Source organism: Streptomyces sp. NPDC002328 (assembly GCF_042890065.1).
GTDB lineage: Bacteria > Actinomycetota > Actinomycetes > Streptomycetales > Streptomycetaceae > Streptomyces.
The window spans coordinates 69361-93081 of the sequence record NZ_JBIARQ010000010.1; the positions used below are offsets into that span (position 1 = coordinate 69361).

Annotated in this window: 17 protein-coding genes; 15 read left to right on the top strand and 2 right to left on the bottom strand. The window is 73.1% G+C overall.

Translation table 11 applies throughout. From position 1 onward, the window contains the following. Positions 1 to 12: 12 nt before the first annotated feature. The 13 genes from ligA (at position 13) to ACFYX4_RS24385 (ending at position 16640) form a co-directional block, all read left to right on the top strand. Positions 13 to 2205 carry an NAD-dependent DNA ligase LigA gene (gene ligA / locus ACFYX4_RS24325; protein WP_389337075.1) on the top strand — a complete coding sequence of 731 codons (2193 nt, stop codon included), beginning with the start codon at positions 13 to 15 and terminating at the stop codon, positions 2203 to 2205. Between the two features lie 293 nt (positions 2206 to 2498). Next, a complete protein-coding gene (locus ACFYX4_RS24330) occupies positions 2499 to 4796 on the top strand; it encodes a putative bifunctional diguanylate cyclase/phosphodiesterase (RefSeq protein WP_389337078.1) in 2298 nt (765 codons plus the stop codon). A gap of 287 nt (positions 4797 to 5083) precedes the next feature. Continuing rightward, positions 5084 to 5380 carry an Asp-tRNA(Asn)/Glu-tRNA(Gln) amidotransferase subunit GatC gene (gene gatC, locus ACFYX4_RS24335; protein ID WP_018531282.1) on the top strand — a complete coding sequence of 99 codons (297 nt, stop codon included), beginning with the start codon at positions 5084 to 5086 and terminating at the stop codon, positions 5378 to 5380. Between the two features lie 5 nt (positions 5381 to 5385). Continuing rightward, complete coding sequence (gatA, locus tag ACFYX4_RS24340) at positions 5386 to 6888, top strand: Asp-tRNA(Asn)/Glu-tRNA(Gln) amidotransferase subunit GatA (RefSeq protein WP_389337081.1); 1503 nt, start codon at positions 5386 to 5388, stop codon at positions 6886 to 6888. Beyond that, positions 6885 to 7124: a hypothetical protein gene (locus tag ACFYX4_RS24345; RefSeq protein ID WP_389337084.1), complete on the top strand. Its 240-nt coding sequence runs from the start codon at positions 6885 to 6887 to the stop codon at positions 7122 to 7124. Before gatA ends, ACFYX4_RS24345 begins: the two co-directional genes overlap by 4 nt. A 15-nt stretch (positions 7125 to 7139) precedes the next feature. Then, the gene (gatB, locus tag ACFYX4_RS24350) at positions 7140 to 8654 is read left to right on the top strand and encodes an Asp-tRNA(Asn)/Glu-tRNA(Gln) amidotransferase subunit GatB (protein ID WP_389337087.1); all 1515 of its coding nucleotides are present in this window, start codon (positions 7140 to 7142) and stop codon (positions 8652 to 8654) included. Positions 8655 to 8788: 134 nt separating this feature from the next. After that, a complete protein-coding gene (locus ACFYX4_RS24355) occupies positions 8789 to 9115 on the top strand; it encodes a hypothetical protein (protein ID WP_389337090.1) in 327 nt (108 codons plus the stop codon). 207 nt (positions 9116 to 9322) lie between these two features. After that, complete coding sequence (locus ACFYX4_RS24360) at positions 9323 to 11551, top strand: MMPL family transporter (protein WP_389337093.1); 2229 nt, start codon at positions 9323 to 9325, stop codon at positions 11549 to 11551. Then, positions 11529 to 12104, top strand: coding sequence for a GNAT family N-acetyltransferase (locus ACFYX4_RS24365; RefSeq protein WP_389337097.1), 576 nt, complete (start codon positions 11529 to 11531; stop codon positions 12102 to 12104). Before ACFYX4_RS24360 ends, ACFYX4_RS24365 begins: the two co-directional genes overlap by 23 nt. A 35-nt stretch (positions 12105 to 12139) precedes the next feature. Next, entirely contained in the window at positions 12140 to 12715 is a 576-nt protein-coding gene (locus tag ACFYX4_RS24370; protein ID WP_389337100.1) for a hypothetical protein, read from the top strand. 216 nt (positions 12716 to 12931) lie between these two features. Then, positions 12932 to 13174 (top strand): hypothetical protein, encoded by a 243-nt coding sequence (locus ACFYX4_RS24375; RefSeq protein ID WP_389337103.1) that lies wholly within the window; start codon positions 12932 to 12934, stop codon positions 13172 to 13174. Between the two features lie 101 nt (positions 13175 to 13275). Continuing rightward, positions 13276 to 16329, top strand: a complete 3054-nt coding sequence (locus ACFYX4_RS24380; RefSeq protein WP_389337106.1) for an AAA family ATPase — start codon at positions 13276 to 13278, stop codon at positions 16327 to 16329. Positions 16330 to 16388: 59 nt separating this feature from the next. Continuing rightward, positions 16389 to 16640: a DUF6191 domain-containing protein gene (locus ACFYX4_RS24385; protein ID WP_389337109.1), complete on the top strand. Its 252-nt coding sequence runs from the start codon at positions 16389 to 16391 to the stop codon at positions 16638 to 16640. Between the two features lie 10 nt (positions 16641 to 16650). Here the strand turns inward: ACFYX4_RS24385 and ACFYX4_RS24390 are convergent, their stop codons facing one another. Further along, complete coding sequence (locus ACFYX4_RS24390; RefSeq protein WP_389337602.1) at positions 16651 to 17790, bottom strand: PQQ-dependent sugar dehydrogenase; 1140 nt, start codon at positions 17788 to 17790, stop codon at positions 16651 to 16653. 143 nt (positions 17791 to 17933) lie between these two features. Continuing rightward, positions 17934 to 18932 carry an aldo/keto reductase gene (locus ACFYX4_RS24395; protein WP_389337112.1) on the bottom strand — a complete coding sequence of 333 codons (999 nt, stop codon included), beginning with the start codon at positions 18930 to 18932 and terminating at the stop codon, positions 17934 to 17936. A 76-nt stretch (positions 18933 to 19008) separates the two neighbouring features. On the opposite strand from ACFYX4_RS24395, the gene ACFYX4_RS24400 reads away from it, so the two are divergent. Both ACFYX4_RS24400 and ACFYX4_RS24405 read left to right on the top strand, forming a co-directional pair. After that, on the top strand, positions 19009 to 19986 hold the full coding sequence (locus ACFYX4_RS24400; protein ID WP_389337115.1) for a 2-hydroxyacid dehydrogenase: 978 nt from the start codon (positions 19009 to 19011) through the stop codon (positions 19984 to 19986). Positions 19987 to 20468: 482 nt separating this feature from the next. Next, positions 20469 to 23567: a putative bifunctional diguanylate cyclase/phosphodiesterase gene (locus tag ACFYX4_RS24405; protein ID WP_389337118.1), complete on the top strand. Its 3099-nt coding sequence runs from the start codon at positions 20469 to 20471 to the stop codon at positions 23565 to 23567. Positions 23568 to 23721 lie beyond the last annotated feature (154 nt).

Consider the following 23721-nt stretch of genomic DNA (forward strand, 5'->3'; position numbering starts at 1 on the left):
GAGGACAACACGGTGGCCGGCGACAGGCAAGCGGAGACGACGGTGCCCAGCGAGGCACGGGAGCAGCACGCGCAGCTCGCTGAGCAGATCGAGGAGCACCGCTTCCGCTACTACGTGAAGGACGCTCCCGTCATCAGCGACGCGGAGTTCGACCGGCTCCTGCGCTCCCTGGAGGCGCTGGAGGAGACGTACCCGGAACTGCGCACGCCCGATTCGCCGACCCAGAAGGTCGCGGGCGCGTACGCCACGGAGTTCACCGCCGTCCAGCACCGCGAGCGCATGCTCTCCCTGGACAACGCCTTCGACGATCTGGAGCTGGCCGCCTGGGCGGAGCGCGTGCACAAGGACGTGGGCGCGTCCGTGTACCACTTCTTGTGCGAGCTGAAGGTCGACGGCCTCGCCGTCAACCTCACGTATGAGAACGGCCGCCTCACGCGCGCGGCGACCCGCGGCGACGGCCGCACCGGCGAGGACATCACGCCCAACGTGCGCACCATCGCCGAGATCCCGGAGCGGCTCTCCGGGGACGGCGTGCCCACGCTCGTGGAGATCCGCGGCGAGGTCTACTTCCCGATGGAGAAGTTCGAGGAGCTCAACGCCCGCCTCGTCGCGGCCGGCGACAAGCCCTTCGCCAACCCGCGCAACGCGGCGGCGGGTTCGCTGCGCCAGAAGGACCCGCGCGTCACCGCCACCCGCCCCCTGCACATGGTGGTGCACGGCATCGGCGCCCTGGAGGGCTACGAGGGGCTCACCCGCCTCTCCGAGGCCTACGACCTCCTGAAGTCCTGGGGCCTGCCCACCTCCGCGCACAACAAGGTGGTCGACGGACTCGACGGCGTACGGGAGTTCATCGCGTACTACGGCGAGAACCGCCACTCGGTGGAGCACGAGATCGACGGGGTCGTCGTCAAGCTCGACGAGATCCCCCTCCAGGGGCGGCTCGGCTCCACCTCGCGCGCGCCGCGCTGGGCGATCGCGTACAAGTACGCGCCGGAGGAGGTCAACACCAAGCTCGTCAACATCCGGGTGGGCGTGGGCCGTACGGGCCGGGTGACGCCGTACGCGCAGGTCGAGCCGGTGACGGTGGCCGGCTCCGAGGTCGAGTTCGCGACGCTGCACAACCAGGACGTCGTCAAGGCCAAGGGCGTCCTCATCGGGGACACGGTGGTGCTGCGCAAGGCCGGTGACGTCATCCCGGAGATCCTCGGCCCGGTGGCGGACCTGCGCGACGGCAGCGAGCGGGAGTTCGTGATGCCGTCCGAGTGCCCCGAGTGCGGGACGGCGCTGCGGCCCATGAAGGAGGCGGACGTCGACCTGCGCTGCCCCAACGCCCGTACCTGCCCGGCCCAGTTGCGCGAGCGGCTGTTCTACCTGACCGGCCGCAAGGCCCTGGACATCGAGCACTTCGGGTACGTCGCCGCGGCGGCCCTCACCCGGCCGCTGGAGCCCGAGGACCCGCCGCTGGCCGACGAGGGGGACCTGTTCGACCTCACCATCGAGCGGCTGCTGCCGATCCGGGCGTACGTCCTGGACCAGGACAGCGGGCTGCCCAAGCGCGACCCGAAGACGGGCGAGGAGAAGATCGCCACGGTCTTCGCCAACCAGCAGGGCGAGCCGCGCAAGAACGCGGTCGCCATGCTGGAGAACATCGCGGCCGCCAAGGAACGCCCGCTGGCGCGCGTCCTCACCGGCCTGTCGATCCGGCACGTGGGGCCGGTCGCCGCCGAGGCGCTCGCACGGGAGTTCCGCTCCGTCGAGCGCATCCAGCAGGCGAGCGAGGAGGAGCTGGCGAACACCGAAGGCGTCGGCCCGACCATCGCCGCCTCCCTCAAGGAGTGGTTCGCCGAGGAGTGGCACCAGGAGATCCTGCGCAAGTGGAAGGCCGCCGGAGTGCGCATGGAGGAGGAGGGCTCCGGGGAGGACCAGGGGCCGCGCCCCCTCGAAGGCCTCACCGTCGTCGTCACCGGCACCCTGGAGCACTTCACCAGGGACGGCGCGAAGGACGCCCTGCAAAGCCGCGGTGCGAAGGTGACCGGCTCGGTGTCGAAGAAGACGTCGTTCGTCGTCGTGGGTGACAGTCCCGGCTCGAAATACGACAAGGCGATGCAGCTCAAGGTCCCCGTCCTGAACGAGGACGGCTTCACCGTCCTCCTCGAACAGGGCCCGGAGGCGGCGGCCGAAGCGGCTCTCCCGGTCGAGGAGTAGCGGGCGCCGGAGGCCGGAAGCGCGGTTGAAGACCACCCGATCGGCGCATACCAGATGCATACGGGTGGCCGGGTCGCATTCGGGCAACCGTCGACGACCGCTGCCCGTAAAAGCCTTATGCGGCCTACTGTTGAGGTGTGCGCCTGCCGTGCCCCGCTGCGGTCGGCGCATCCCCGTGAAACCCGACGGGCCGTCGGGACCGGGGCGAAGGGCTTTCCGACGCGGCGCCGCCCGAGGGTTGTCGGGCATCGTGCCGCGGGGCGTGGGCACCGCCGGCTGTGAGAGGGACGGGAATGGAACCGACCGAGAGCGCCGCCCCCGACTCAGGGCTGCGCCGGCGCCGGGTCACCGGCGTCTGGTGGGGCAGCCGGTGGGTGGCGTGGTCAGAGCCGCCCCCGGGCGCGCGGACGCGCACCGGGGCGCCGCACGCCCCCCTGGACCGCCGCGCCCCCGTCCCACCGACCGTCGGGACCGCTCCCGGCCTGCCCGACGGCGAATCCGAACGGCAGCAGTCCTGGCCCGCGCTGCCCGCGGCGATCGTCGCGGCGGCCGGATTCGCCCTCGGCGCCGGCTTCTACCGCGCCTGGAGCGGCCACCACGCGCTCTTCCCGTCCGGCACGACCGGCTGGTCGCTGGCCGTGCTGACCGGCGTCATCGTCGGCCATCTGGTCATGCTCGGCCGGGCCCGCTGGTGGGGCGGCACCGGATCCGGCGCCGCCCTCACCCTCGCCGTCCTGCTGCTCTACGGCTGGGTGCCGGCCGGCCTGGTCAGCCTCACCGTCGTGGTCCTCGTCGGCATAGCCCGCCGCCACCGCTGGCGGCAGGGCGTCCTGCACGGCGCGGTGGACATCCTCGGCATCGGCTTCGCCGCGCTGCTCCTGGCGGCCTGCGGGCGCGTGCCCTCCGTCGAGCGCCCCTGGGCCCCCGACGCCTGGACCCTCTACACCGCGCCCCAGGTGGTGCTGGTCGCCGTCGCCTACCTCTCGGTCACCCGCGTCCTGCTGTGGTACCTGCACGCGCCCCGCTCCGGCGGGCTGCCCACCGTCGCCCGTACGGCCCTCGTCCGGCAGGGCCTGGTCACGGTCGCGCTGCTCGGGATCGCCCCGCTGGTGTGCGTGGTGGCCGTGGCCGAACCGATTCTGCTGCCGCTGTTCGCCATCCCGCTCATCGCCCTCGACTCCACCCTGTGGATGGCCCGCGCCCGCGCCGAGGAGCAGTTGCGCGACCCGCTGACCGGGCTGCCCAACCGCCAGTGGCTCGGGGAACGCATCTGGACCGCCCTCGACGACGCCGAACGCATCGGCGCGCGGGCCGCGCTGATGCTCATCGACCTCGACCGCTTCCGCTCGGTGAACGACACCCTCGGTCATCTCGCCGGGGACCGGCTCCTCCTCCAGATCGCCGACCGGCTGCGGCTCGCGCTGCCCCGCGGGGCCGAGGTCGCCCGGCTCGGCGGTGACGAGTTCGCCGTCTTACTGCCCGTCGCCGACTCCACGACGTCCGCGACCCGGGTCGCCCGCGGGCTCGTCTCCGCCCTCAGCTCCCCCCTCGACCTCGACGGGCTCACCCTCGTGCTGGAGGCCAGCGCCGGGGTCGCCGTCTTCCCCGACCACGCCGTCGACGCGGAAGGGCTGCTGCGGCGGGCCGATGTGGCGATGTACCAGGCCAAGCGGGACCGTACGGGCGTCGAGGTCTACGAGTCCAAGCGGGACTCCAACACCCCGGACCGGCTCGGCCTCCTGGGCGATCTGCGGCGCGCGCTCGACGCGCACGAGGTGCAGCTGCACTACCAGCCCAAGGTCCGCTTCGACGGGCAGGTCGCCGGGCTGGAGGCGCTGGTGCGGTGGGTGCACCCCGAGCGGGGGAAGGTGCCGCCGGACGAGTTCATAGCGATCGCCGAGTCCTCCGGGCTGATGCCGCACCTCACCGAGTACGTGCTGGAGACGGCGCTCGGGCAGGTCGCCGTGTGGCGGTCCCAGGGGCTGTACGTGCCGGTCGCGGTGAACGTCTCCCCGCGCGACGTCCACACCCCCGGCTTCGCCGGCTCCGTCGCCGCCCGGTTGGCCCGGCACGGGGTGCCCGCGGGGGCGCTTCAGCTGGAGATAACGGAACACGTCCTCCTGGAGGACCCACAGCGTGCCGCCGACACCCTCAACGGGCTGACCGGGCACGGCGTGAAGATGTCCCTGGACGACTTCGGCACCGGGTACTCCTCGCTGGTCCATCTGCGGCGGCTGCCGGTCAGCGAGCTCAAGATCGACCGCTCGTTCGTGGCGCGGCTCGCCGTGGACAACGAGGACGCGGAGATCGTCCGCTGCACGGTCGACCTCGCCCACTCGCTCGGCCTCCTCGTCGTCGCGGAGGGCGTCGAGGACGACGAGACGTGGGAGCGGTTGCGGGATCTCGGCTGTGACGCGGTGCAGGGGTGGCTGGTCGCGGCGGCGATGCCTCCGGAGGAGACGACGGCGTGGCTCCGCGCGCGGGGGTCTCGCGGCTGGCAGCGGCCGGCTGCCGCCCTCCCGGCGGCGGAAGACTACCCGCTGGGGGTTGCACCCCTTTCGCCCACCCGCCCGCCCGACTCGGTTGGGTGAGAGGGGGAGGTCCTCGGGGCTCCGCCCCGACCCCCGGCGGGGGCTGCGCCCCCTGCACCCCCGGGGTCTGGGCACCCCGGCCCGCCACCCCCACCCCAGGGGCGCGGGGAACTGCGCGACCAGCCCCCACTCACCCGCACCCGGCGAAACCCGCGCACCCCCACTCACCCGCACCCGGCGAAACCCGCGGAGCCCCCCTCACCCGCCCCCGGCCGTTTAACGTGTATCCGGGCCCGCCCCCTAGGATTGGCTCCAAACCACACACACTCACCCCAGAGGAACGCTGCATGCCTGGCATCACGCGCGAGGAGGTCGCCCACCTCGCCCGGCTGGCGCGTCTGGAGCTGAAGCCCGAAGAGCTCGACCACTTCGCGGGACAGCTGGACGACATCATCGGCGCGGTCGCCCGCGTCAGCGAGGTCGCCGACCAAGACGTACCGCCGACCTCGCACCCGCTCCCGCTGACGAACGTCATGCGCGCGGACGAGGTCCGTCCGTCGCTCACCCCCGAGCAGGCGCTCTCCGGCGCCCCGGCCCAGGAGCAGCAGCGTTTCAAGGTGCCGCAGATCCTGGGGGAGGACTAACCGCCATGACGGACAACGTCAACATCATCAAGCTCACCGCCGCCGAGATCGCCGCGAGGATCGCCTCCGGCGAGCTCACCGCCGTCGAGGTCACCGAGGCCCACCTCGCCCGGATCGAGGCCGTCGACGAGAAGGTGCACGCCTTCCTGCACGTCGACCGCGAGGGCGCCCTCGCGCAGGCCCGCGCCGTCGACGAGAAGCGGGCCCGGGGCGAGAAGCTCGGCCCGCTCGCCGGCGTCCCCCTCGCGCTCAAGGACATCTTCACCACCGAGGGCATCCCGACCACCGTCGGCTCCAAGATCCTCGAAGGCTGGATCCCGCCGTACGACGCGACGCTCACCAAGCGGCTGAAGGCCGCCGACGTCGTCATCCTCGGCAAGACCAACATGGACGAGTTCGCCATGGGGTCGAGCACCGAGAACAGCGCCTACGGCCCCACCGGCAACCCCTGGGACCTCACCCGCATCCCCGGCGGCTCCGGCGGCGGCTCCTCCGCGGCCCTCGCCTCCTACGAGGCCCCGCTCGCCATCGGCACCGACACCGGCGGCTCCATCCGCCAGCCCGCCTCCGTCACCGGCACGGTCGGCGTGAAGCCGACGTACGGCGCGGTGTCCCGGTACGGCATGGTGGCGTTCAGCAGCAGCCTCGACCAGGGTGGGCCCTGCGCCCGCACGGTCCTGGACGCCGCGCTGCTGCACGAGGTCATCGCCGGGCACGACCCGCTCGACTCGACGTCGATCGACGCGCCCGTCCCGCCCGTCGTCGAGGCCGCCCGCAACGGCAGCGTCGCCGGCATGCGCGTCGGCGTGGTCAAGCAGTTCCGCGGCGAGGGCTACCAGGCCGGCGTCATCCAGCGGTTCGACGAGTCCGTCGCGCTGCTGAAGGAGCTGGGCGCCGAGATCGTCGAGCTGGACTGTCCGTCCTTCGACCTCGCCCTGTCGGCGTACTACCTCATCGCTCCGTCCGAGTGCTCCAGCAACCTCGCCCGCTTCGACGGGCTCCGCTACGGCCTGCGCACCGGCGACGACGGGAACCACTCCGCCGAGGAGGTCACCTCCCTCACCCGTGAGGCCGGCTTCGGCCCCGAGGTGAAGCGCCGCATCATGCTCGGCACCTACGCCCTGAGCTCCGGCTACTACGACGCCTACTACGGCTCCGCGCAGAAGGTCCGCACGCTCATCACGCGCGACTTCGAGAAGGCCTTCGAGCAGGTCGACGTGATCGTCTCGCCGACCACGCCCACCACCGCCTTCCCGATCGGCGAGCGCGCCGACGACCCGATGGCGATGTACCTCGCCGACCTGTGCACCATCCCCACCAACCTGGCGGGCAACGCGGCCATGTCGCTGCCCTGCGGCCTGGCCCCGGAGGACAACCTCCCCGTCGGCCTCCAGATCATCGCCCCGGCGCTGAAGGACGACCGGCTGTACAAGGTCGGCGCCGCCGTCGAGGCCGCCTTCGTGGAAAGGTGGGGGCACCCGCTTCTCGAGGAGGCTCCGTCGCTGTGAGCGCACTGACCAAGGCCAAGAGCTTCAACAAGTCCAAGTCCGGTCTGTACCTGTCCATGGCCGCCACCGCGTTCGGCGCGTTCGGCGTCGCCAAGCGGCTCAAGAAGGCCCGCGCCGACAACGACGTGCTGGTCGTGATCGACGCCACCGTGTCCGCCGCCGCCATCGTCACCGGCCTCGCCGTCCTGTACCGCGAGCTGAAGCGGCTGGGCGACGACGACGTCCTGCTGGGCTGAGAGGGAAAGTTCACCGTGACCACCACGACCGACCTGGTGTCGTACGAGGACGCGCTGGCGTCGTACGACCCCGTCATGGGCCTTGAGGTCCATGTCGAACTCGGCACCAAGACCAAGATGTTCTGCGGCTGTTCGACCGCCCTCGGCCAGGACGCCAACACGCAGACCTGCCCGGTCTGCCTCGGCCTGCCCGGCGCGCTGCCCGTCGTCAACGCGACCGGCGTCGAGTCCGCGATCAAGATCGGTCTCGCGCTGAACTGCGAGATCGCCGAGTGGTGCCGCTTCGCCCGGAAGAACTACTTCTATCCGGACATGCCGAAGAACTTCCAGACCTCCCAGTACGACGAGCCGATCGCCTTCAACGGCTACCTCGACGTGCAGCTGGAGGACGGCGAGGTCTTCCGCGTGGAGATCGAGCGCGCCCACATGGAGGAGGACACCGGCAAGTCGACCCACGTCGGCGGCGCCACCGGCCGTATCCACGGCGCGTCCCACTCGCTGCTCGACTACAACCGCGCCGGCATCCCGCTCATCGAGATCGTCACCAAGCCGATCGTCGGCGCCGGCGAGCGCGCTCCCGAGGTGGCGAAGGCGTACGTCCGTGAGCTGCGCGAGGTCATCCGCGCACTCGGCGTCTCCGAGGCCCGGATGGAGATGGGCCAGATGCGCTGCGACGTGAACCTCTCGCTGCGCCCGAACGGCACCGAGAAGTTCGGCACGCGGTCCGAGACGAAGAACGTGAACTCGCTGCGGTCCGTGGAGCGCGCGGCCCGCTTCGAGATCCAGCGGCACGCGGCGGTGCTGTCGACCGGCGGCCTGATCGTGCAGGAGACCCGGCACTTCCACGAGGACACGGGGTCGACGACCTCGGGCCGGGTGAAGGAGGAGGCCGAGGACTACCGGTACTTCCCCGAGCCCGACCTGGTGCCCGTCGCGCCGTCCCGCGCGTGGGTCGAGGAGATCCGCGGCGGGCTGCCGGAGCTGCCGCTGGTCCGCCGCAACCGCCTCCTCGGCGAGTGGGGCGTCTCCGCCGTCGACATGCAGGCGATCCTCAACGCCGGCGCCCTGGACCTGATCGTCGCGACGATCGACGCGGGCGCCGACGCGGCCTCCGCCCGCAAGTGGTGGATGGGCGAACTCGCCCGCAGCGCCAACGAGTCGGGCAAGGCGCTCGACGAACTGGCCATCACGCCGGCGCAGGTGGCCCGGGTCACCGAGCTGGTCACGAAGGGCGACCTGAACGACAAGCTCGCCCGCCAGGTCATCGAGGGCGTCCTCGCGGGCGAGGGCGGCCCGGACGAGGTCGTCGACAAGCGCGGTCTGAAGGTCGTCTCCGACGAGGGCGCGCTCACCGCCGCCGTCGAGGAGGCCATCGCCGGCAACCCGGCCATCGCGGACAAGATCCGCGGCGGCAAGGTGGCGGCGGCGGGCGCCCTGGTCGGCGCGGTCATGAAGGCCACCCGCGGCCAGGCCGACGCGGCCCGCGTCAAGGAGCTGATCCTTCAGCAGCTCGGCGTCGACGAAGGCTGATTCACGGCGTTCCGGCGTGCCTTCACGGCATTCGGAGTGAGGGGGGACGCATCGGTCTCGATGCGTCCCCCTGCGCCGTCTCCGCCCGTCCCCCCTGCGCCGCCCCACAACCGGAGGCGCTACGCTCGCCCGCCATGAGTGCACGAACCGACTCCGACAGGCAGGGCGACGTCCAGGACGGCACAGAGACCGACGAGGACGAGGAGTACGGCATCGAGGACGCCCGGCGGGCCCGCTGGACGGCGACCGGCACCGGCGCACTGCTCGCCCTGGCCGGCGTCGCGGCGGCGCTGCTGCGTCTGACCGGCTCCGCCCCCGCCCTGGTCCCCGCCGCGTACGCCCTCGGCGCCGCCGTCTGCGCGCTCGCCGCGTTCCTGGGCTCCCGGGGCCGCACCCGGCGCGCGCTGTGGCTGCTGATCGCCGGAGTGATGATCATGGCGGTGGGTGACCAGTCCGACTGACCACGGTGACGAAGCCTGACACCTGCGGCGTTATTGTCCTGTGATCTGTCTCCCACTCCTGTGAGCCGCCCCGCGAACGCGGCAAACGATCACGCCCGCCTGCGAGAGTGACCATGCATCGCTTCTTGCACATGCGTTCTTTGCGGGCTGTTCAGTTCGAGTACGACTCCCGGTCAAAGATCCACAATTCACCCCGGGAGCACGAACGTGGCAGCCCTCGCGCAGTGGTGTGTACGACGCCGCCTCGTCGCGGTCCTGATCTGGCTGCTCACCCTCGGCGCGGCCGGCGCGGCCGCCGTGCTCGCCGGTTCCGCCTACTCCAACGACTACGAGGTCCCCGGCACCGAATCCGGACGCGCGACCCGTCTCCTCGCGGAGGGCTTTCCCGGCCTCGGCGGCGACAGCGACACCGTCGTCTGGCGCACCGCGTCGGGCACTGTGCGCGCCGCCGACGTCGAACAGACCATGACGCGCACCCTGGAGCGGATCGCGGGCCTGCCCGGCGTGGCCTCCGTGACCAGCCCCTACGGCGACCGGGGCGCCGCCCAGATCAGCGAGGACGGGCGGACCGCTTACGCCGCGGTCGCCTTCGCCGACCGGGCCGAGGACATCGACGAGGCGCAGGCGCGGGCCGTCGTCGACACCGCGAAGTCGGCGCGCGGCGACGGGCTCCAGGTGGAGCTGGGCGGCCGGGCCGTCGCGCTCACCGAGTCCTCCGGGGGCCATCTCGCCGAGGCCGTCGGCGTCGTCGTCGCCGCCGTCGTGCTCTTCCTCGCCTTCGGCTCGCTCGCCGCCTCACTGCTGCCCATCGCCACCGCCCTGGTCGGCGTCGGCACCGCGTACGCCGGGATCGTGCTGCTCGGACACGCCATGACCGTCGCCGACTTCGCGCCCATGCTCGGCATGCTCATCGGGCTCGGCGTCGGCATCGACTACGCCCTGTTCATCGTCACCCGGCACCGGCGCGGACTGAAGCGCGGGCTGCCGGTCGCCGAGGCCGCCGTCGACGCCGTGGCGACCACGGGACGCGCGGTCGTCTTCGCGGGCGCCACCGTGTGCATAGCCCTGCTGGGCATGCTGATCCTGCGGCTGAACTTCCTCAACGGCGTGGCGGTGGCCGCCTCCCTGACCGTCGTGCTGACCGTCGCGGCCTCCGTGACCCTGCTGCCCGCGCTGCTCTCCCTCATCGGCCCGCGCGCCCTCAGCCGCCGGGAACGGCGCCGGCTCGCCGAGCACGGGCCAGAGCCGGAGCTGCCGACCGGCTTCGCCGCCCGCTGGTCGGCGTTCGTCGAACGCCATCCCAAGCTGCTCGGGACGCTCGCCCTCGCCGTCGTCGCCGTCCTCGCCCTGCCCACGCTCTCCCTGCGCCTGGGCACCTCCGACCAGGGCAACGGCCCGGAGACCGCCACCACCCGCCAGGCCTACGACCTCCTCGCCGACGGCTTCGGCCCCGGCGTCAACGGCCCGCTCACCCTCGTGACGCACGTCGGCGGCGGCGAGGACCGGCTCGCCCTCGACAACCTCGACGCCGCCCTGCGCGCCACCGAGGGCGTCGCCGCGGTGACGCCCGCCAGGTACAGCACCGCCGGCGACACCGCGTACCTCGTGGTCGTGCCGGAGGCCGCCCCGCAGTCGCAGCTCACCAGCGAACTCGTCGACCGGCTGCGCGACGAGGTGCTGCCCCGCGCCGAACGCGGGACCTCGCTCGACGTGCAGGTCGGCGGGGTGACCGCCGGCTACGACGACTTCGCCGGGGTCATCGTCGGCAAACTGCCCCTGTTCGTCGGCGTCGTCATCGGCCTCGGCTGTCTGCTGCTCCTGCTCGCCTTCCGGTCCGTCGGCATACCGCTGAAGGCCGCCGCGATGAACGTGGCCGCCGTCGCCGCCGCCTTCGGCATCGTCGTCGCCGTCTTCCAGTGGGGCTGGGGGAGCGAGCCGCTGGGGCTCGGCCGGGCCGGCCCGATCGAGCCCTTCCTGCCCGTGATCATGGTGTCGGTCCTCTTCGGGCTCTCCATGGACTACCAGGTCTTCCTGGTCAGCCGGATGTACGAGGAGTGGCTGGAGACCGGCGACAACCGGCGGGCCGTGCGCGTCGGCCTCGCCGAGACCAGCCGGGTGATCAACTCCGCCGCGGTCATCATGATCTCGGTCTTCCTCGCCTTCGTCCTCAGCGGCGACCGCGTGATCGCCATGTTCGGCATCGCGCTGGCCGCCGCCGTCGCCCTCGACGCCTTCGTCCTGCGCACCCTCCTCGTCCCCGCCCTCATGCACCTGCTCGGCAGCGCCAACTGGTGGCTGCCCCGCTGGCTCGACCGCCGCCTGCCCCGCATCAGCATCGAGCCGCCCGAGGCCCGCGCCGCCCATGAGAGGCTCACCGAGGTCGTGGACGGTCTCGAAGAGGAGCGGCAGCCGGATGTACGCGATATCGCTGGGTGACGACGGAGCGGAACTGCGCCCCCTGGAGCCCTGGCACGCCGAGGAGTTCCTCGCCCACCTCGAACGCGGCCGGGAGTTCATCAACCGGTTCGTCCCCTTCGGCTCGAAGGCCACCGATGTGGCCGGCGCCCGTGAGGCGCTCCAGCGGTACGCCGACATGCGCGCCGCCGACACCGGCTCCCTGCACGGCCTGTGGCTGGAGGGCCGGCTCGTGGGCGGCGTGCTCTTCCTGAACTTCGACGCCGAGCAGGGCAACTGCGAGGTCGGCTGCTGGCTGGAGCCGGCCGGCACCGGACGCGGACTGGTCACCCGGGCCATGCGGGTGCTGATCGACTTCGCCGTCGAGCAGCGCGGGATGCACCGCGTCGAGTGGGTCGCCTCCGCGGGCAACGAGGCCAGCCTGAACGTGGCCCGGCGGCTGGGGATGAGCCGGGACGGGGTGCAGCGGGAGGCCTACCCCTATCGTGGGGTGCGGCACGACCTCGAAACCTGGTCCGTGCTGGCCCCCGAGTGGCGCGCCGCACGCGCGCGCACCGCTCACAGCGGGCGTTAAGAAACCTCTCATACAGCGTCCGTACGGTGCGGGACATGGCAACCAGGACTGAAGACGAGGCCGCCGCCACGACGGGCGCGGCCGCACAGGCGAAGCGCGACGAGGAGACGACGGTGGACGCCACGAAGGGCGAGGCGACAGACGCGCCGGACGTGGTCGCGGAGACCGAGGTGGACGAGGTCGAGGAGCTCGAGGCCGAGGCGGTGGAGGAGGGCCCCTCCGGCGTCGGCCAGGGCGCCGGCGCCGTCGTGTCCGCCGGACTGGGCATCGTGTCGCTCACCGGCAGCTGGGTCGGCACGGTGGCCTCGGCGCGCGAGTCCCTCATGGGCCAGCTCCAGAGCACGCAGTCCTCCAGCGTGGCCAAGATGATCAAGGAAGGCTACGGCGACGCCTGGCAGGCCACCGCCCTGTGGGGCGGCGTGTTCGCCCTGACCGCGCTCGTGGTCGGCGTCGTCGTCCTCGCCCGGCCCGCCTTCGGCGCGCCCGGCAGGCCGCAGGCGCCCTGGATCAAGTCGGTCGCCTGGGCGGGCGTCTCGCTCGGCGTGATCGGCCTGCTGCTGGCCGTCCTCAAGTACACCGACGTCCTGCTCGGACTGCCGTCCGCGAGCTGAGCGCCGCGCCGGTTCGACCGAGCGTCGCACGAGGGGCCTCAGGCCCGCGCCGTGAGCACCTTACGGCCGGCCCGGGGCCCCTCAGGCGCGTCTAAGGCCCCCTCCCCGGCCCGAAGATGCGGAACTCTCCCGATGCGGTGGACCCGCCTGGCGGACGAGAGTCGAGGCATCGCGGCGAACGAGCCGCGATCACCGGCTCTCCCAGGGGGACACACCATGTACGAGCACGCGTACCAGCAGGTCCACCAGCAGGCCCGCTCCGCCGAGCTGCTCCGACGGGCCGAGGACGAGCGGCTGGCCCGTGAGGCCGTCCGCGCCCGTCGCGCCGCCCGCCGCGAGGCCGCCGACCGCCGTGAGGCCACTGCCCGCCGCGAGGCCGGCGACCCCGCCGGCGCCGCCGGGGCGAGCGCATCCGATACCGGCCGTCCGCGCCGGCCGCGGTCCGCCCGGACCACGTGAGCGGCGGCGCGCGGGCCGGGGTCGCGGACCCGCCCCCGCGGGATCCGCGAAGACGCACCGCGGCGGCGATATCCACTGGGGCCGCCCGGCGGCCCTGTGCGATGCTCGCCCCCGTGGAGAACAAGTCCGTCAGCCCCGTCTTCGTGGGCCGTGCCGACGAGTTGGACGTCCTGAACGACGCGCTCTCCCGCGCCGCAACGGGAGAGCCGCAGGCACTGCTGATCGGCGGCGAGGCGGGGGTGGGCAAGACCAGACTCGTCGAGGAGTTCGCCACCGCGGCCGGGCGCGCCGCCGCCGGCCGCCCCGGCGCGGTCGTCGCGCTCGGCGGCTGCGTCGAGATCGGCGCCGACGGGCTGCCGTTCGCCCCGTTCTCCACCGCCCTGCGCGCCCTGCGCCGCGCCCTGCCCGGCGAACTCGCCGCCGCGGCGGCCGGCCAGGAGGAGGAACTCGCCCGGCTGCTGCCCGAGTTGGGGGAGACCGGAGCCGGCCGGCACGACGAGGAGGGCATGGCCCGCCTCTTCGAACTCACCGCCCGTCTCCTGGAACGCGTCGCCGCCGACCGCACCGTCGTCGTCGCCCTGGAGGACCTCCACTGGGCCGACGCCTCCACCCGCCACCTCCTCTCCTACCTCCTGCGCACCCTGCGCACCGGACGCCTCGTCGTCCTCGCCACCTACCGCTCCGACGACATCCACCGCCGCCATCCGCTGCGCCCCCTGATCGCCGAACTCGACCGGCTGCGCACCGTCCGCCGCCTCGAACTCGCCCGGCTCACCCGCGAGGAGGTCGGCCGCCAGATCGCCGGCATCCTCGCCCAGGAACCAGACCCGGACCAGGTCGACGACATCTTCGAACGCTCCGACGGCAACGCCTTCTTCGTCGAGGAACTCGCCGTCGCCGCCCACGAGGGCAGCTGCACCGGCCTCACCGACTCCCTGCGCGACCTGCTCCTCGTCCGCGTCGAGGCGCTGCCCGAGCGCGCCCAGACCGTCGCCAGGATCGTCGCCGAGGGCGGCTCCACCGTCGAGCACCGACTGCTCGCCGCCGTCGCCCGGCTCGCCGAGGACGACCTCATCGAGGCACTGCGCGCCGCCGTCGGCGCCAACCTCCTGCTCGCCACGTCCGCCGGGGACGGCTACCGCTTCCGCCACTCCCTCGTCCGCGAGGCCGTCAGCGACGACCTGCTGCCCGGCGAACGCTCCCGCCTCAACCGCCGCTACGCCGAAGCCCTCCAGGCCGACCCGACGCTCGTCCCCGCCGACGAGCGCGTCATGCGGCTGGCCAGCTACTGGTACCACGCCCGCGACCCGGCCAAGGCCCTGCCCGCCGTCCTCGACGCCTCCGCCGCCGCCCGCTCCCGCCACGCCTACTGCGAGCAACTCCGTCTCCTGGAAAGGGCGATGGAGCTGTGGGAGAGCGCCCCCGAGGACGTCAGGAACCGGCTGCGCCCCGCCGACTACACCGAGGTCCTCGCGCTCCGCGGCTGCGACCCCGCCGACGTCCCGCTGCACTATCTCGACCTCATGGCCGAGGCCGCCGACGCGGGCCGCCTCGGCGGGGACCGCGAACGCGCCCTGAAGATCACCAAGCGGGCGCTGCGCCTGCTGGAGGACGAGGACGACCCGCTGCGCGCCGCCTGGTTCTGGGTGCAGCGCTCCCGGCTGGTGCGCTCCCTCGGCCGGGGCACCGGACGTGAGGAACTGGCCACCGCCCAGGACCTGGTGCGCGGCCTGCCGCCCAGCGAGGTGCACGCCGAAGTCCTCACCCACATGGCCAACTGGTCGCTGCTGCACGCCCCGGGACCCGACGCCTACTCGGCCGGCGAACACGCCGTGGAGTACGCCCGCATGATCGGCGCCCGCGAGATCGAGCTCAACGCCCGCCAGACCCTCGGCGTCCTCATGGTCGACGCCGGTCATGTCGAGGCCGGTCTCACGGAGCTGTACGAGGTCAAGGAGAGCGCGCTGGCCGAGGACGTCTCGGCCGTGGCGCTGAACGTCTACGTCAACCTGCCCAGCGAACTGGAGGCCGTCGGCCGCTCCGGCGAGGCCCTGCCGATCATCGCGGAGGGCGTGGCCTTCGCACAGCGGCGTCAACTGCCCGAGAACGAGGCGTGGATACAAGCCAACCTCGCCGAATCCCTGCTGTCCCTGGGGCGTTGGGACGAGGCCGAGCGCGCCTGCGCCGTCGCCGGACGGATCGGCATCGGCGTCGCCATCCAGGGCTTCCACGCCGCCCTGCGCGCCGAACTCGCTGCCTGCCGAGGCGACCTGGCCGAAGCACACCGCCGACTGGACGCGGCCCGCGACTGCTTCGGCTCGCTCGACCGCTCGCCCCAGCACGAGATACCCCTCGCCCGCCTCGCCGTCGGCCTCGCCGCCGCCGAGGGCCGTGTCCTGGACGCCCGCGCCCACCTCACCCGCGTCCTCGACCGGGGCTTCCCGCCCGGCGCCCAGCGCTACGCCTGGCCCCTGCTGCTCACCGCCGCGGCCGCCGAGGGCGACGCCCGCACGCTGCCCGCCGCCGAGCAGGGCCGCGCCGCACTCCTCGACCGCATCCGCGAGGCCGCCCGCCAGCTCGCCGCGATCGTCCCCGTCTGGCAGGCCCACGCACAGTGGCTGCGCGCCGAGCTCCTGCGCGCCGAGGGCCGGGCCCGGCCCGAGGACTGGAGCGAGGCGGTCACCGCCTTCGAGACGCTGGAGCGTCCCTACGACCTCGCCCGCACCCGCTACCGCCAGGCCGAGGCGCTCCTCACCGCCGGCGGCGACGACGAACGCGACCGCGCGGCCGAACTGCTCCGCCTCGCCCACGCCGTGGCCGAACACCTCGGCGCCCGGCCGCTCGCCGACGCGGTCGCCCGGCTCGCCCAGCGCGGTCGCCTCGCCCTGACCGTCGGCCCGGCCGGCACCCCGCAGGACCCCGTCCGCGCCCTCGGCCTCACCGACCGCGAACGCGATGTGCTGCGCCTGGTCTCCGCCGGTCGCACCAACCGCCAGATCGCCGAGGAGCTCTTCATCTCCCCGAAGACGGCGAGCGTCCACGTCTCCAACATCCTCGGCAAGCTCGGGGTCTCCGGACGCGGCGAGGCGGCGGCGGTGGCGCACCGGCTGGGGCTGTTCCCGGCCGAGACGCTCCCGTCGCCGTCCGTCGGCTGACGGGCCCGGTGCGAGGACCCCCGAGGCGTACGCTGTGAGGAACCGGCCGGGGAGGCGCTGTGTTCAACATGTTCGAGGAACTGTTCGCGCCCGGCCGCAAGCACACCCGCGACGAGCAGAACCGCCTGGAGCTGACCCGCGAGGACGTCGGCGACGCCGACCCCGGGCGCGGGCCGATAGACCTCGCCTCCGGCAAGGTCGTCGTCCGCCCGCCCGAGGAGACCGACCAGGCCACCGGGCAGCCCGCCGAGCCGCGCACCGGGCAGCCTGCCGAGCCGCGTACCAGGCCGCCCGCCGAGGCCGACTCCTGAGCGGCGGGGCTCAGCTCACCTGGAGCTCCAGTATTCGGTCGTCGCCCTCCTCGGGCGCGCCCCGGCCGTCCGTGTTGCTCGTCGTGACCCACAGCTTGTCGCCGCCCGCCGCGACCACCGTGCGCAGCCGGCCGTACTCGCCCTCCAGGAACGCCTGGGAGTCCGCCGACGCCTCCGTGCCCTTCAGCGGAACGCGCCACAGCCGCTTCCCCTTCAGGCCCGCCATCCACACCGAGCCCTCGGCGTAGGCGATCCCGCTGGGGGAGGCGTCGTCGGTGTCCCACTGGTCGATCGGGTTGACGTACGCCGCGTCGTCCGACTTCCCCTCGACCTCCGGCCAGCCGTAGTTGCCGCCCGGCGTGATCGCGTTCAGCTCGTCCCACGTCTTCTGGCCGAACTCCGCCGCGAACAGCCGCTGCTTGGAGTCCCAGGCGAGGCCCTGCACATTGCGGTGGCCGTACGAGTACACCGCGGAGTCCGGGAACGGGTTGCCCGGCGCCGGTTCGCCCTCCGGGGTCAGCCGCAGGATCTTGCCGCCCAGGGACTCCTTGTCCTGGGACAGGCCCTGCTCGCCGGCCTCGCCGGTGGCCGCGTAGAGCATCCGGTCCGGGCCGAAGGCGATCCGGCCGCCGTTGTGGATCATGCCCTTGGGGATGCCCTTGAACACCGTGTCGGGCGCGCCCAGCTGCTCGCCCGTGGGCCGCGCCGCGTCGTACCGCATGCGGACGACGCGGTTGTCCGAGGCGGAGGTGAAGTACGCGTAGACCATGTGGTCCGAGGCGTAGTCGGGGGAGAGGGCCAGGCCGAGCAGACCGCCCTCGCCGGCCGCCGAGACCCCCGGCACCTCGCCGAGCAGGGTCTTCTTGCCCGTCGTCTCGTCGACCCGCGTGATCGTCCCCTCGTCGCGGGAGGCGACCAGTAGACCCCCCTCGGGCAGCGGGGCGAGACCCCAGGGGCTGTTCAGGCCCTCGGCGACCGTGCGCACCACCTTCACCGTGCCCTTCGCGGGCGGCGTCGCCTCGGCGGCGGACTGCGCGGACGAGGCCGGCGCGGACGTGGGGGCGGCGGAGGGGCTCGCCGCGCCGCCGGCTGTTCCTCCGCCGTCGGAGGAACAGCCGGCCGCCAACAGGAGCGCACTCGCGGCCGCCACGGCCGTCACTGCTCGACGATGCACGATCTTGGTCCCTTCGACGCGGCGGTCCAACGGCAGGTTCTACCTGTCATACACCGCTCGTGCCCCCCGAGTTCCCGATCAACGAAACCCGATGCGAACGAACCGCGGTCCGAGCGGACTCAGTCCCACGAACCCTGCGCCGCGGGCAGCGCCGAAATCTCGGCGACGTCCTGAGGGGTCAGCCGCAGCCCGCACGCCCCGGCGTTCTCCGTCACCCACCGCTCCTGCTTGGCCCCCGGCACCGGGACCACGTGCCGGCCCTGCGCCAGCACCCACGCCAGCGCCACCTGCGCCGCCGTCACCGCCTCGCCGTGCCGAGCGGCCACCCGGCGCAGACCGGCGACGATCGGCTGGTTCGCCGCCGTCATCTCGGCGGTGAACCGGGGATGCCGGGCCCGCATGTCGTCGTGCTCGAAGCCCTGCCCCGGGGTCAGCGTCCCGGTGAGGAAACCGTTCCCCAGCGGCATCGCCGCCAGAAAGCCCACCCCGCGCTCCCCGCACCACGGCAGCAGCGCGTCCAGCGCCTCCGGCGACCACACCGACAGCTCCGCCTCCACCGCGCTCACCGGGAACACCTGCTGCACCCGCCGCAACTGCCGGATCGTCGCGTCGTACAGCCGCCCGCCCGACCGCCGGCCGCCCCGCGCGCCCACCGCGCACAGCCCCAACGCCCGCACCTTGCCTGCCTGTACGAGTTCCGCCATCGCCCCCCAGGTCTCCTCCACGGGGACCTCGGGGTCCGCGCGGTGCAGCTGGTAGAGATCGATGACGTCCGTCTGGAGCCGCCGCAGCGAGGCGTCGCAGGCCCGTCTCACGTATCCCGGGCGGCCGTTGGCCACCACGTGCTGCTCCCCGACCAGCAGACCGACCTTGGTCGACACGAACGCGTCCCCGCGCCGCTCCTTCAACACCCGCCCCACCAACAGCTCGTTGGTGAACGGGCCGTACATGTCGGCCGTGTCCAGAAGGGAGACGCCCAGGTCCAGCGCCCGGTGCAATGCCCTCAGCGACTCGTCGCCCCGCTGCCGCGACCCGCTGTAAGCCCAGCTCATCGGCATGCACCCGAGTCCGACGGCCCCCACCGCGAGCGCCGCCGCGCCGATCGTCCTGCGCTCCACCTGCTCGTGATCCTCCCTGTCCCGGCCCACCAACCTAACCTCTGCACGCGCGCGTGCAGCACATAGCCTCGTGACCATGACCACGGACACACCCCGCGACGTATGGCTGCCCATCCCGCCCGACGAGATCGACGGGCTCCCCGAGGGCCCCGACTACCTTTTCTGGGACGGCGGCGAGGCCGGCGACCAGGAGTTCCCCGGCGACCCCGCGAACTGCGTCCTGTACGTGGTGCCCTACATGAAGCGCCAGCCGGTGAAGGTGCGCCCGCTGCGCGAGATGAGCCGTCTCCAGGTCGTGCAGACCCTCACCGCGGGCGTCGACGACGTCACCGCGCGGCTGTCGGACCTCGTGCCGGGAGTGCGGCTGTGCAACGCGCGCGGGGTGCACGAGGCGAGCACCGCGGAGCTCGCGCTCACCCTGACCCTCGCCTCCCTGCGCGGCGTCCCGCAGTTCGTCCGCGCACAGGAACAGGGCCGCTGGCGCAGCGAGTTCCATCCGGCGCTCGCCGACAAGAACGTGCTCGTCGTCGGCTACGGGGCCATCGGTGAGGCGATCGAGGACCGGCTCGTGCCCTTCGAGGTGGCGCGGGTGGCGCGCGTCGCGCGCTCCGAGCGCACCACGGCGCGCGGCCCGGTGCACCCCTTCACCGAGCTGCCCGCCCTGCTCCCCGAGGCGGACGTCGTGATCCTCTCGACGCCCCTGAACGAGACCACCCGGGGCCTGGTGGACGCCGAGTTCCTCGCCCGCATGAAGGACGGCGCGCTCCTCGTCAACGTGGCCCGGGGCGCGGTCGTCGACACCAAGGCCCTGCTCGCCGAGGTGGAGACCGGCCGCCTCACCGCCGCGTTGGACGTCACCGACCCCGAACCGCTGCCCCCGGGCCACCCCCTGTGGCAGGCGCCCGGCGTCCTGATCAGCCCGCACGTCGGCGGACCCACCTCCGCGTTCCTGCCGCGCGCCAAGCGACTCCTGGTGGACCAGTTGGGCCGTTTCGTGAACCGGGAGCCGCTGCGCAACGTGATCCTTACGACGGGCGCCACGGACGAGGCATGACGGCCATGGCACGCGCGTAATCCGCTTAGGGCACCCTCCGCAGTCCTCCGGACGCGGTACGTGCGCGCGTTGCCGCTGATCGTCACTGAGCGTAGAGGAACTATGTCCCTGAGTGACGAGACTGGTGTATCGTCCCGACAGGGGCTGCGCCGCGCACCGTTCGGCGCCGGGGACGGACATTTCAGACTGTGAGGGGGGCGACGGGCGATGCACGGCCAATGGACGAACGATCCGACGCGGCGGAGCCGCCGCCGGCGGCCCTGCCGCGCGGCTACGCGCCGACGACGCGGCGGCGCGACCGGGCACCCGACCCGGCGCGACAGCCGGCACCACTGTCACCACCACTGGCACCACCACAGTCACCGGCACCGCTGTCGTCACCACCGCAGCCACCACCTCCGCACAGCGCCCTCGGCGCACGCGGCGCGCCCCGCGCACCAGGCCCCGCAGGGACCGGGAGCGGCGCGGACCGGGAGGCCCCGGTGAGCTCGCCGCCGACCTCCACGACCCTCCTCGACGGAGCGCTGCGCGCCCAGCCGATGGCGGGGACGTCGCTGCCGAAGCCGCCGTCCGCCGGCGGCCCCGGACCGGGAGCGGTCCGTCAACTGGTGCTGGCCCTGGTGTGCGCGGGATACGCCGTCGGCTCCGCGTTCGGCTGGGGTTCGGACCACACCGCCCTGATCATGGGCGACTTCGGCCTCGCCGCCGCTGCGGGCACCGCCGCGGTGTCCTGCTTCCTCTACGCGCGCAACCGCCGCGTCCGCTTTCGACCCGCCTGGCTGCTGTTCGCGCTCTCCTCGACGATGGCGGCCCTGGGCAACCTGGTCTGGGGCTGGTACGAGGTCGTGCTGAACCGGCCCGTGCCCAGCCCCAGCTACGCCGACCTGTTCTTCCTGTGCTTCGCGCCGCCCGCGATCGTGGGGCTGCTGGTGCTCGCCGCCCGGCCCGTCACCAAGGCGGGCTGGGTCTGCCTGGCGCTCGACGCCTGGCTGATCGCCGGCTCGCTGCTCACGCTGTCCTGGAGCCTCGCGCTCGCCCAGGCCGCGCAGCTCGACGGACCGAGCGTGGCCCACGCGGCGCTCTCCCTCGCCTACCCGCTGCTCGACATCGCCCTGGTCAGCATGGTGCTGGTGCTGCACTTCCGGCGCTCGCCGGTCAACCGCACGGCGGTCAACACCGCCGTCGGCGCGCTCGCGCTGACCGTCATGTGCGACGCCCTGTTCACCTCACCGCTGCTGCACCACTCCTACCGCTCGGGCCAACTCCTCGACGCGGGCTGGTTCGCGGGCTCCCTGCTCCTCGCGTACGCCCCCTGGGCCGCCGGCCGGCAGCACCGGCGCGGCGAGGACGGGCACACACGCGTGGTGCACGAGCACCTGCCCGGCCGGCGCACCGCCGCCGCCCCGGCCCAGCCGCACCCGCCGGCCCAACTCCCCGCGCCGACCCAGCTCCCCGCGTCGACGCACTCCTCCTCGCCGACGCACTCCTCCACTCCGGCGCACTCCTCCACTCCGGCCAAGCCCAGTGCACCGGGCGACCACAGCCGGTACCCGGCCACCCGCCCCATCACCGGCTCCCTCGCCGCCCTCACGCCCTACCTCGCCGCCGCCGTCTGCACCCTGGGGATCCTCTACAACGTCCTCAACGGCCGCAGCGTCGACCGGGTCGTCCTGCTGACCGGCGGCACCGTCGTGCTCGCCCTCGTGGTCCGCCAGGGCATCATGCTGCTCGACAACATCACCCTCACCCAGGAACTGGCCCAGAAGGAGAACCACTTCCGTTCCCTGGTCCAGGGCTCCAGCGACGTCATCATGATCGCCGCGCCCAGCGGCATCCTGCGCTATGTCTCCCCGGCCGCCGCCGGCGTCTACGGACGGCCCGCGGAGGACCTGGTCGGCACCGAACTGGCCCATCTCATCCATCCGGGGGACCTGGGCTGCGTGGTGCACGAGGTGCGCCGCTTCCTCGCCGCCAGCCCCCAGGAGGAGCCCACCACCCGCATCGAGTGCCGGTTCCGCTCCGGCGACGGGGGCTGGCTCAACGTCGAGTCGACCGTCAACCGCCATCACGGCGGCCTGATCTTCAACAGCCGGGACGTGACCGAACGCGTGCGCCTCCAGGCACAGCTCCAGCACAACGCCGAGCACGACCCGCTCACCGACCTGCCCAACCGGGCGCTGTTCACCCGCCGCGTCCAGCAGGCGCTCTCCGGCCGCCGCAGCTCCGACCGGGGCCCCGCGCTGCGCAACACGGCCGTCCTCTTCATCGACCTCGACGGCTTCAAGGCCGTCAACGACACCATCGGCCACCAGGCCGGGGACGAACTGCTCGTCCAGGCCGCCCGCAGGCTCCAGGATGCCGTCCGCCAGGGCGACACGGCCTCCCGGCTGGGCGGCGACGAGTTCGCGGCGCTCATCGTCGGGGACGGCACCCGCGACCGCAGCGCGCGCGAGCGCCACATCGTGGACCTCGCCGACCGCCTCAGGATCACGCTCTCGCAGCCCTACCTCATCGACGGCAACGAGGTCCGGGTGGCCGCGTCCATCGGCGTAGCCTTCGCCGAACCCGGACTCGGCGCCGGGGAACTGCTGCGCAACGCCGACCTCGCCATGTACCGGGCGAAGGCGGGCGGCAAGGGCCGGGTCGAGCTGTACAAGCCGCAGATGCAGCAGGACGTCGTACGCAAGGCGGAGCTGGCCACGCGGCTGCGGGCCGCCCTGCACGACGGCGAGTTCACGCTGCTGCACCAGCCGGTGGTGCGGCTGGAGGACGGCCGGATCGCGTCGGTCGCCGCGCAGGCCCGCTGGCGGTCCTCGCAAGGCGTGCTGTTCACGCCCGCGGAGTTCCTGCGGGTGGCGGAGGACGGCGACAAGACCGCCGAGCTGGGCCGCTGGATGCTGGAGGAGGCCGTGGCCCAGGCCGCCGACCGGGCCGCGAGCGGACTGAACCTGCCGGTGGTCGTCCGGGTGGGCGCCCGGCGGCTGCTGGACCGGTCGATGCCGCTGGGCTCCGTCGAGGCCCTGCTGACCCGGCACGGACTGCCGTCCGGATCGCTGGTGATCGAGCTGGCCGACATCGACTCCCGGGTGCCGCTGGACGACCTGGAACGCCGCTTGGGCGCGCTGCGCAGACTCGGTGTGCGGATCGCCCTGGACGGCTTCGGCGGCTGTGTGGCCATAACGGCCCTGCGCCGGCTGCCCGTCGACGTGCTCAAGCTCGACCGCGGGCTGGTCGAGGGAGTCGTCGAGTCCGCGCGGCTGCACAAGATCACCAGCGGGCTGCTGCGGATCGCGGGCGACCTCGGACTCCAGTCCGTGGCCGACGGCGTGGACCTGCCCGAACAGGTCGTCGCCCTGCGCGCGATGGGCTGCACCCACGGCCAGGGCATGGCGTTCTCGGGGCCGCTCGACGAGTACCGGCTGCGCCGGGCGCTCGGCCGCGGCGACTACCCGGTGCCGCACGGACCCGTCGAACCGATGTTCGCGATCGGCGGCCCGCCGACGTTCACCGGCGGCGTCACCACGGTCCTGGGCGGGACGCCGGTACGCTCACATAATGAGACTCATGTCCCACCCACTTGACAGTCGGTGCGCGCCGGGGGGAGGGTCAGTGCCATGCGCACCCGAATTCTCGTACTTGGAAAGCGCGTCGGCTGAAGCTGGTGACGCTCCGGACAGACCCGGAACTCCCAGCGACCCCACCCGGCGCGCTCCCCTCGCTTGCCTTTTGGCACGA

What these genes read in the sequence shown, in the direction of transcription:
- ACFYX4_RS24330 (WP_389337078.1), top strand. Translation starts at nt 2,499, where the DNA reads ATGGAACCGACCGAGAGCGCCGCCCCCGACTCAGGGCTGCGCCGGCGC.
- gatC (WP_018531282.1), top strand. Translation starts at nt 5,084, where the DNA reads ATGCCTGGCATCACGCGCGAGGAGGTCGCCCACCTCGCCCGGCTGGCG.
- gatA (WP_389337081.1), top strand. Translation starts at nt 5,386, where the DNA reads ATGACGGACAACGTCAACATCATCAAGCTCACCGCCGCCGAGATCGCC.
- ACFYX4_RS24355 (WP_389337090.1), top strand. Translation starts at nt 8,789, where the DNA reads ATGAGTGCACGAACCGACTCCGACAGGCAGGGCGACGTCCAGGACGGC.
- ACFYX4_RS24365 (WP_389337097.1), top strand. Translation starts at nt 11,529, where the DNA reads ATGTACGCGATATCGCTGGGTGACGACGGAGCGGAACTGCGCCCCCTG.
- ACFYX4_RS24370 (WP_389337100.1), top strand. Translation starts at nt 12,140, where the DNA reads ATGGCAACCAGGACTGAAGACGAGGCCGCCGCCACGACGGGCGCGGCC.
- ACFYX4_RS24375 (WP_389337103.1), top strand. Translation starts at nt 12,932, where the DNA reads ATGTACGAGCACGCGTACCAGCAGGTCCACCAGCAGGCCCGCTCCGCC.
- ACFYX4_RS24380 (WP_389337106.1), top strand. Translation starts at nt 13,276, where the DNA reads ATGCTCGCCCCCGTGGAGAACAAGTCCGTCAGCCCCGTCTTCGTGGGC.
- ACFYX4_RS24400 (WP_389337115.1), top strand. Translation starts at nt 19,009, where the DNA reads ATGACCACGGACACACCCCGCGACGTATGGCTGCCCATCCCGCCCGAC.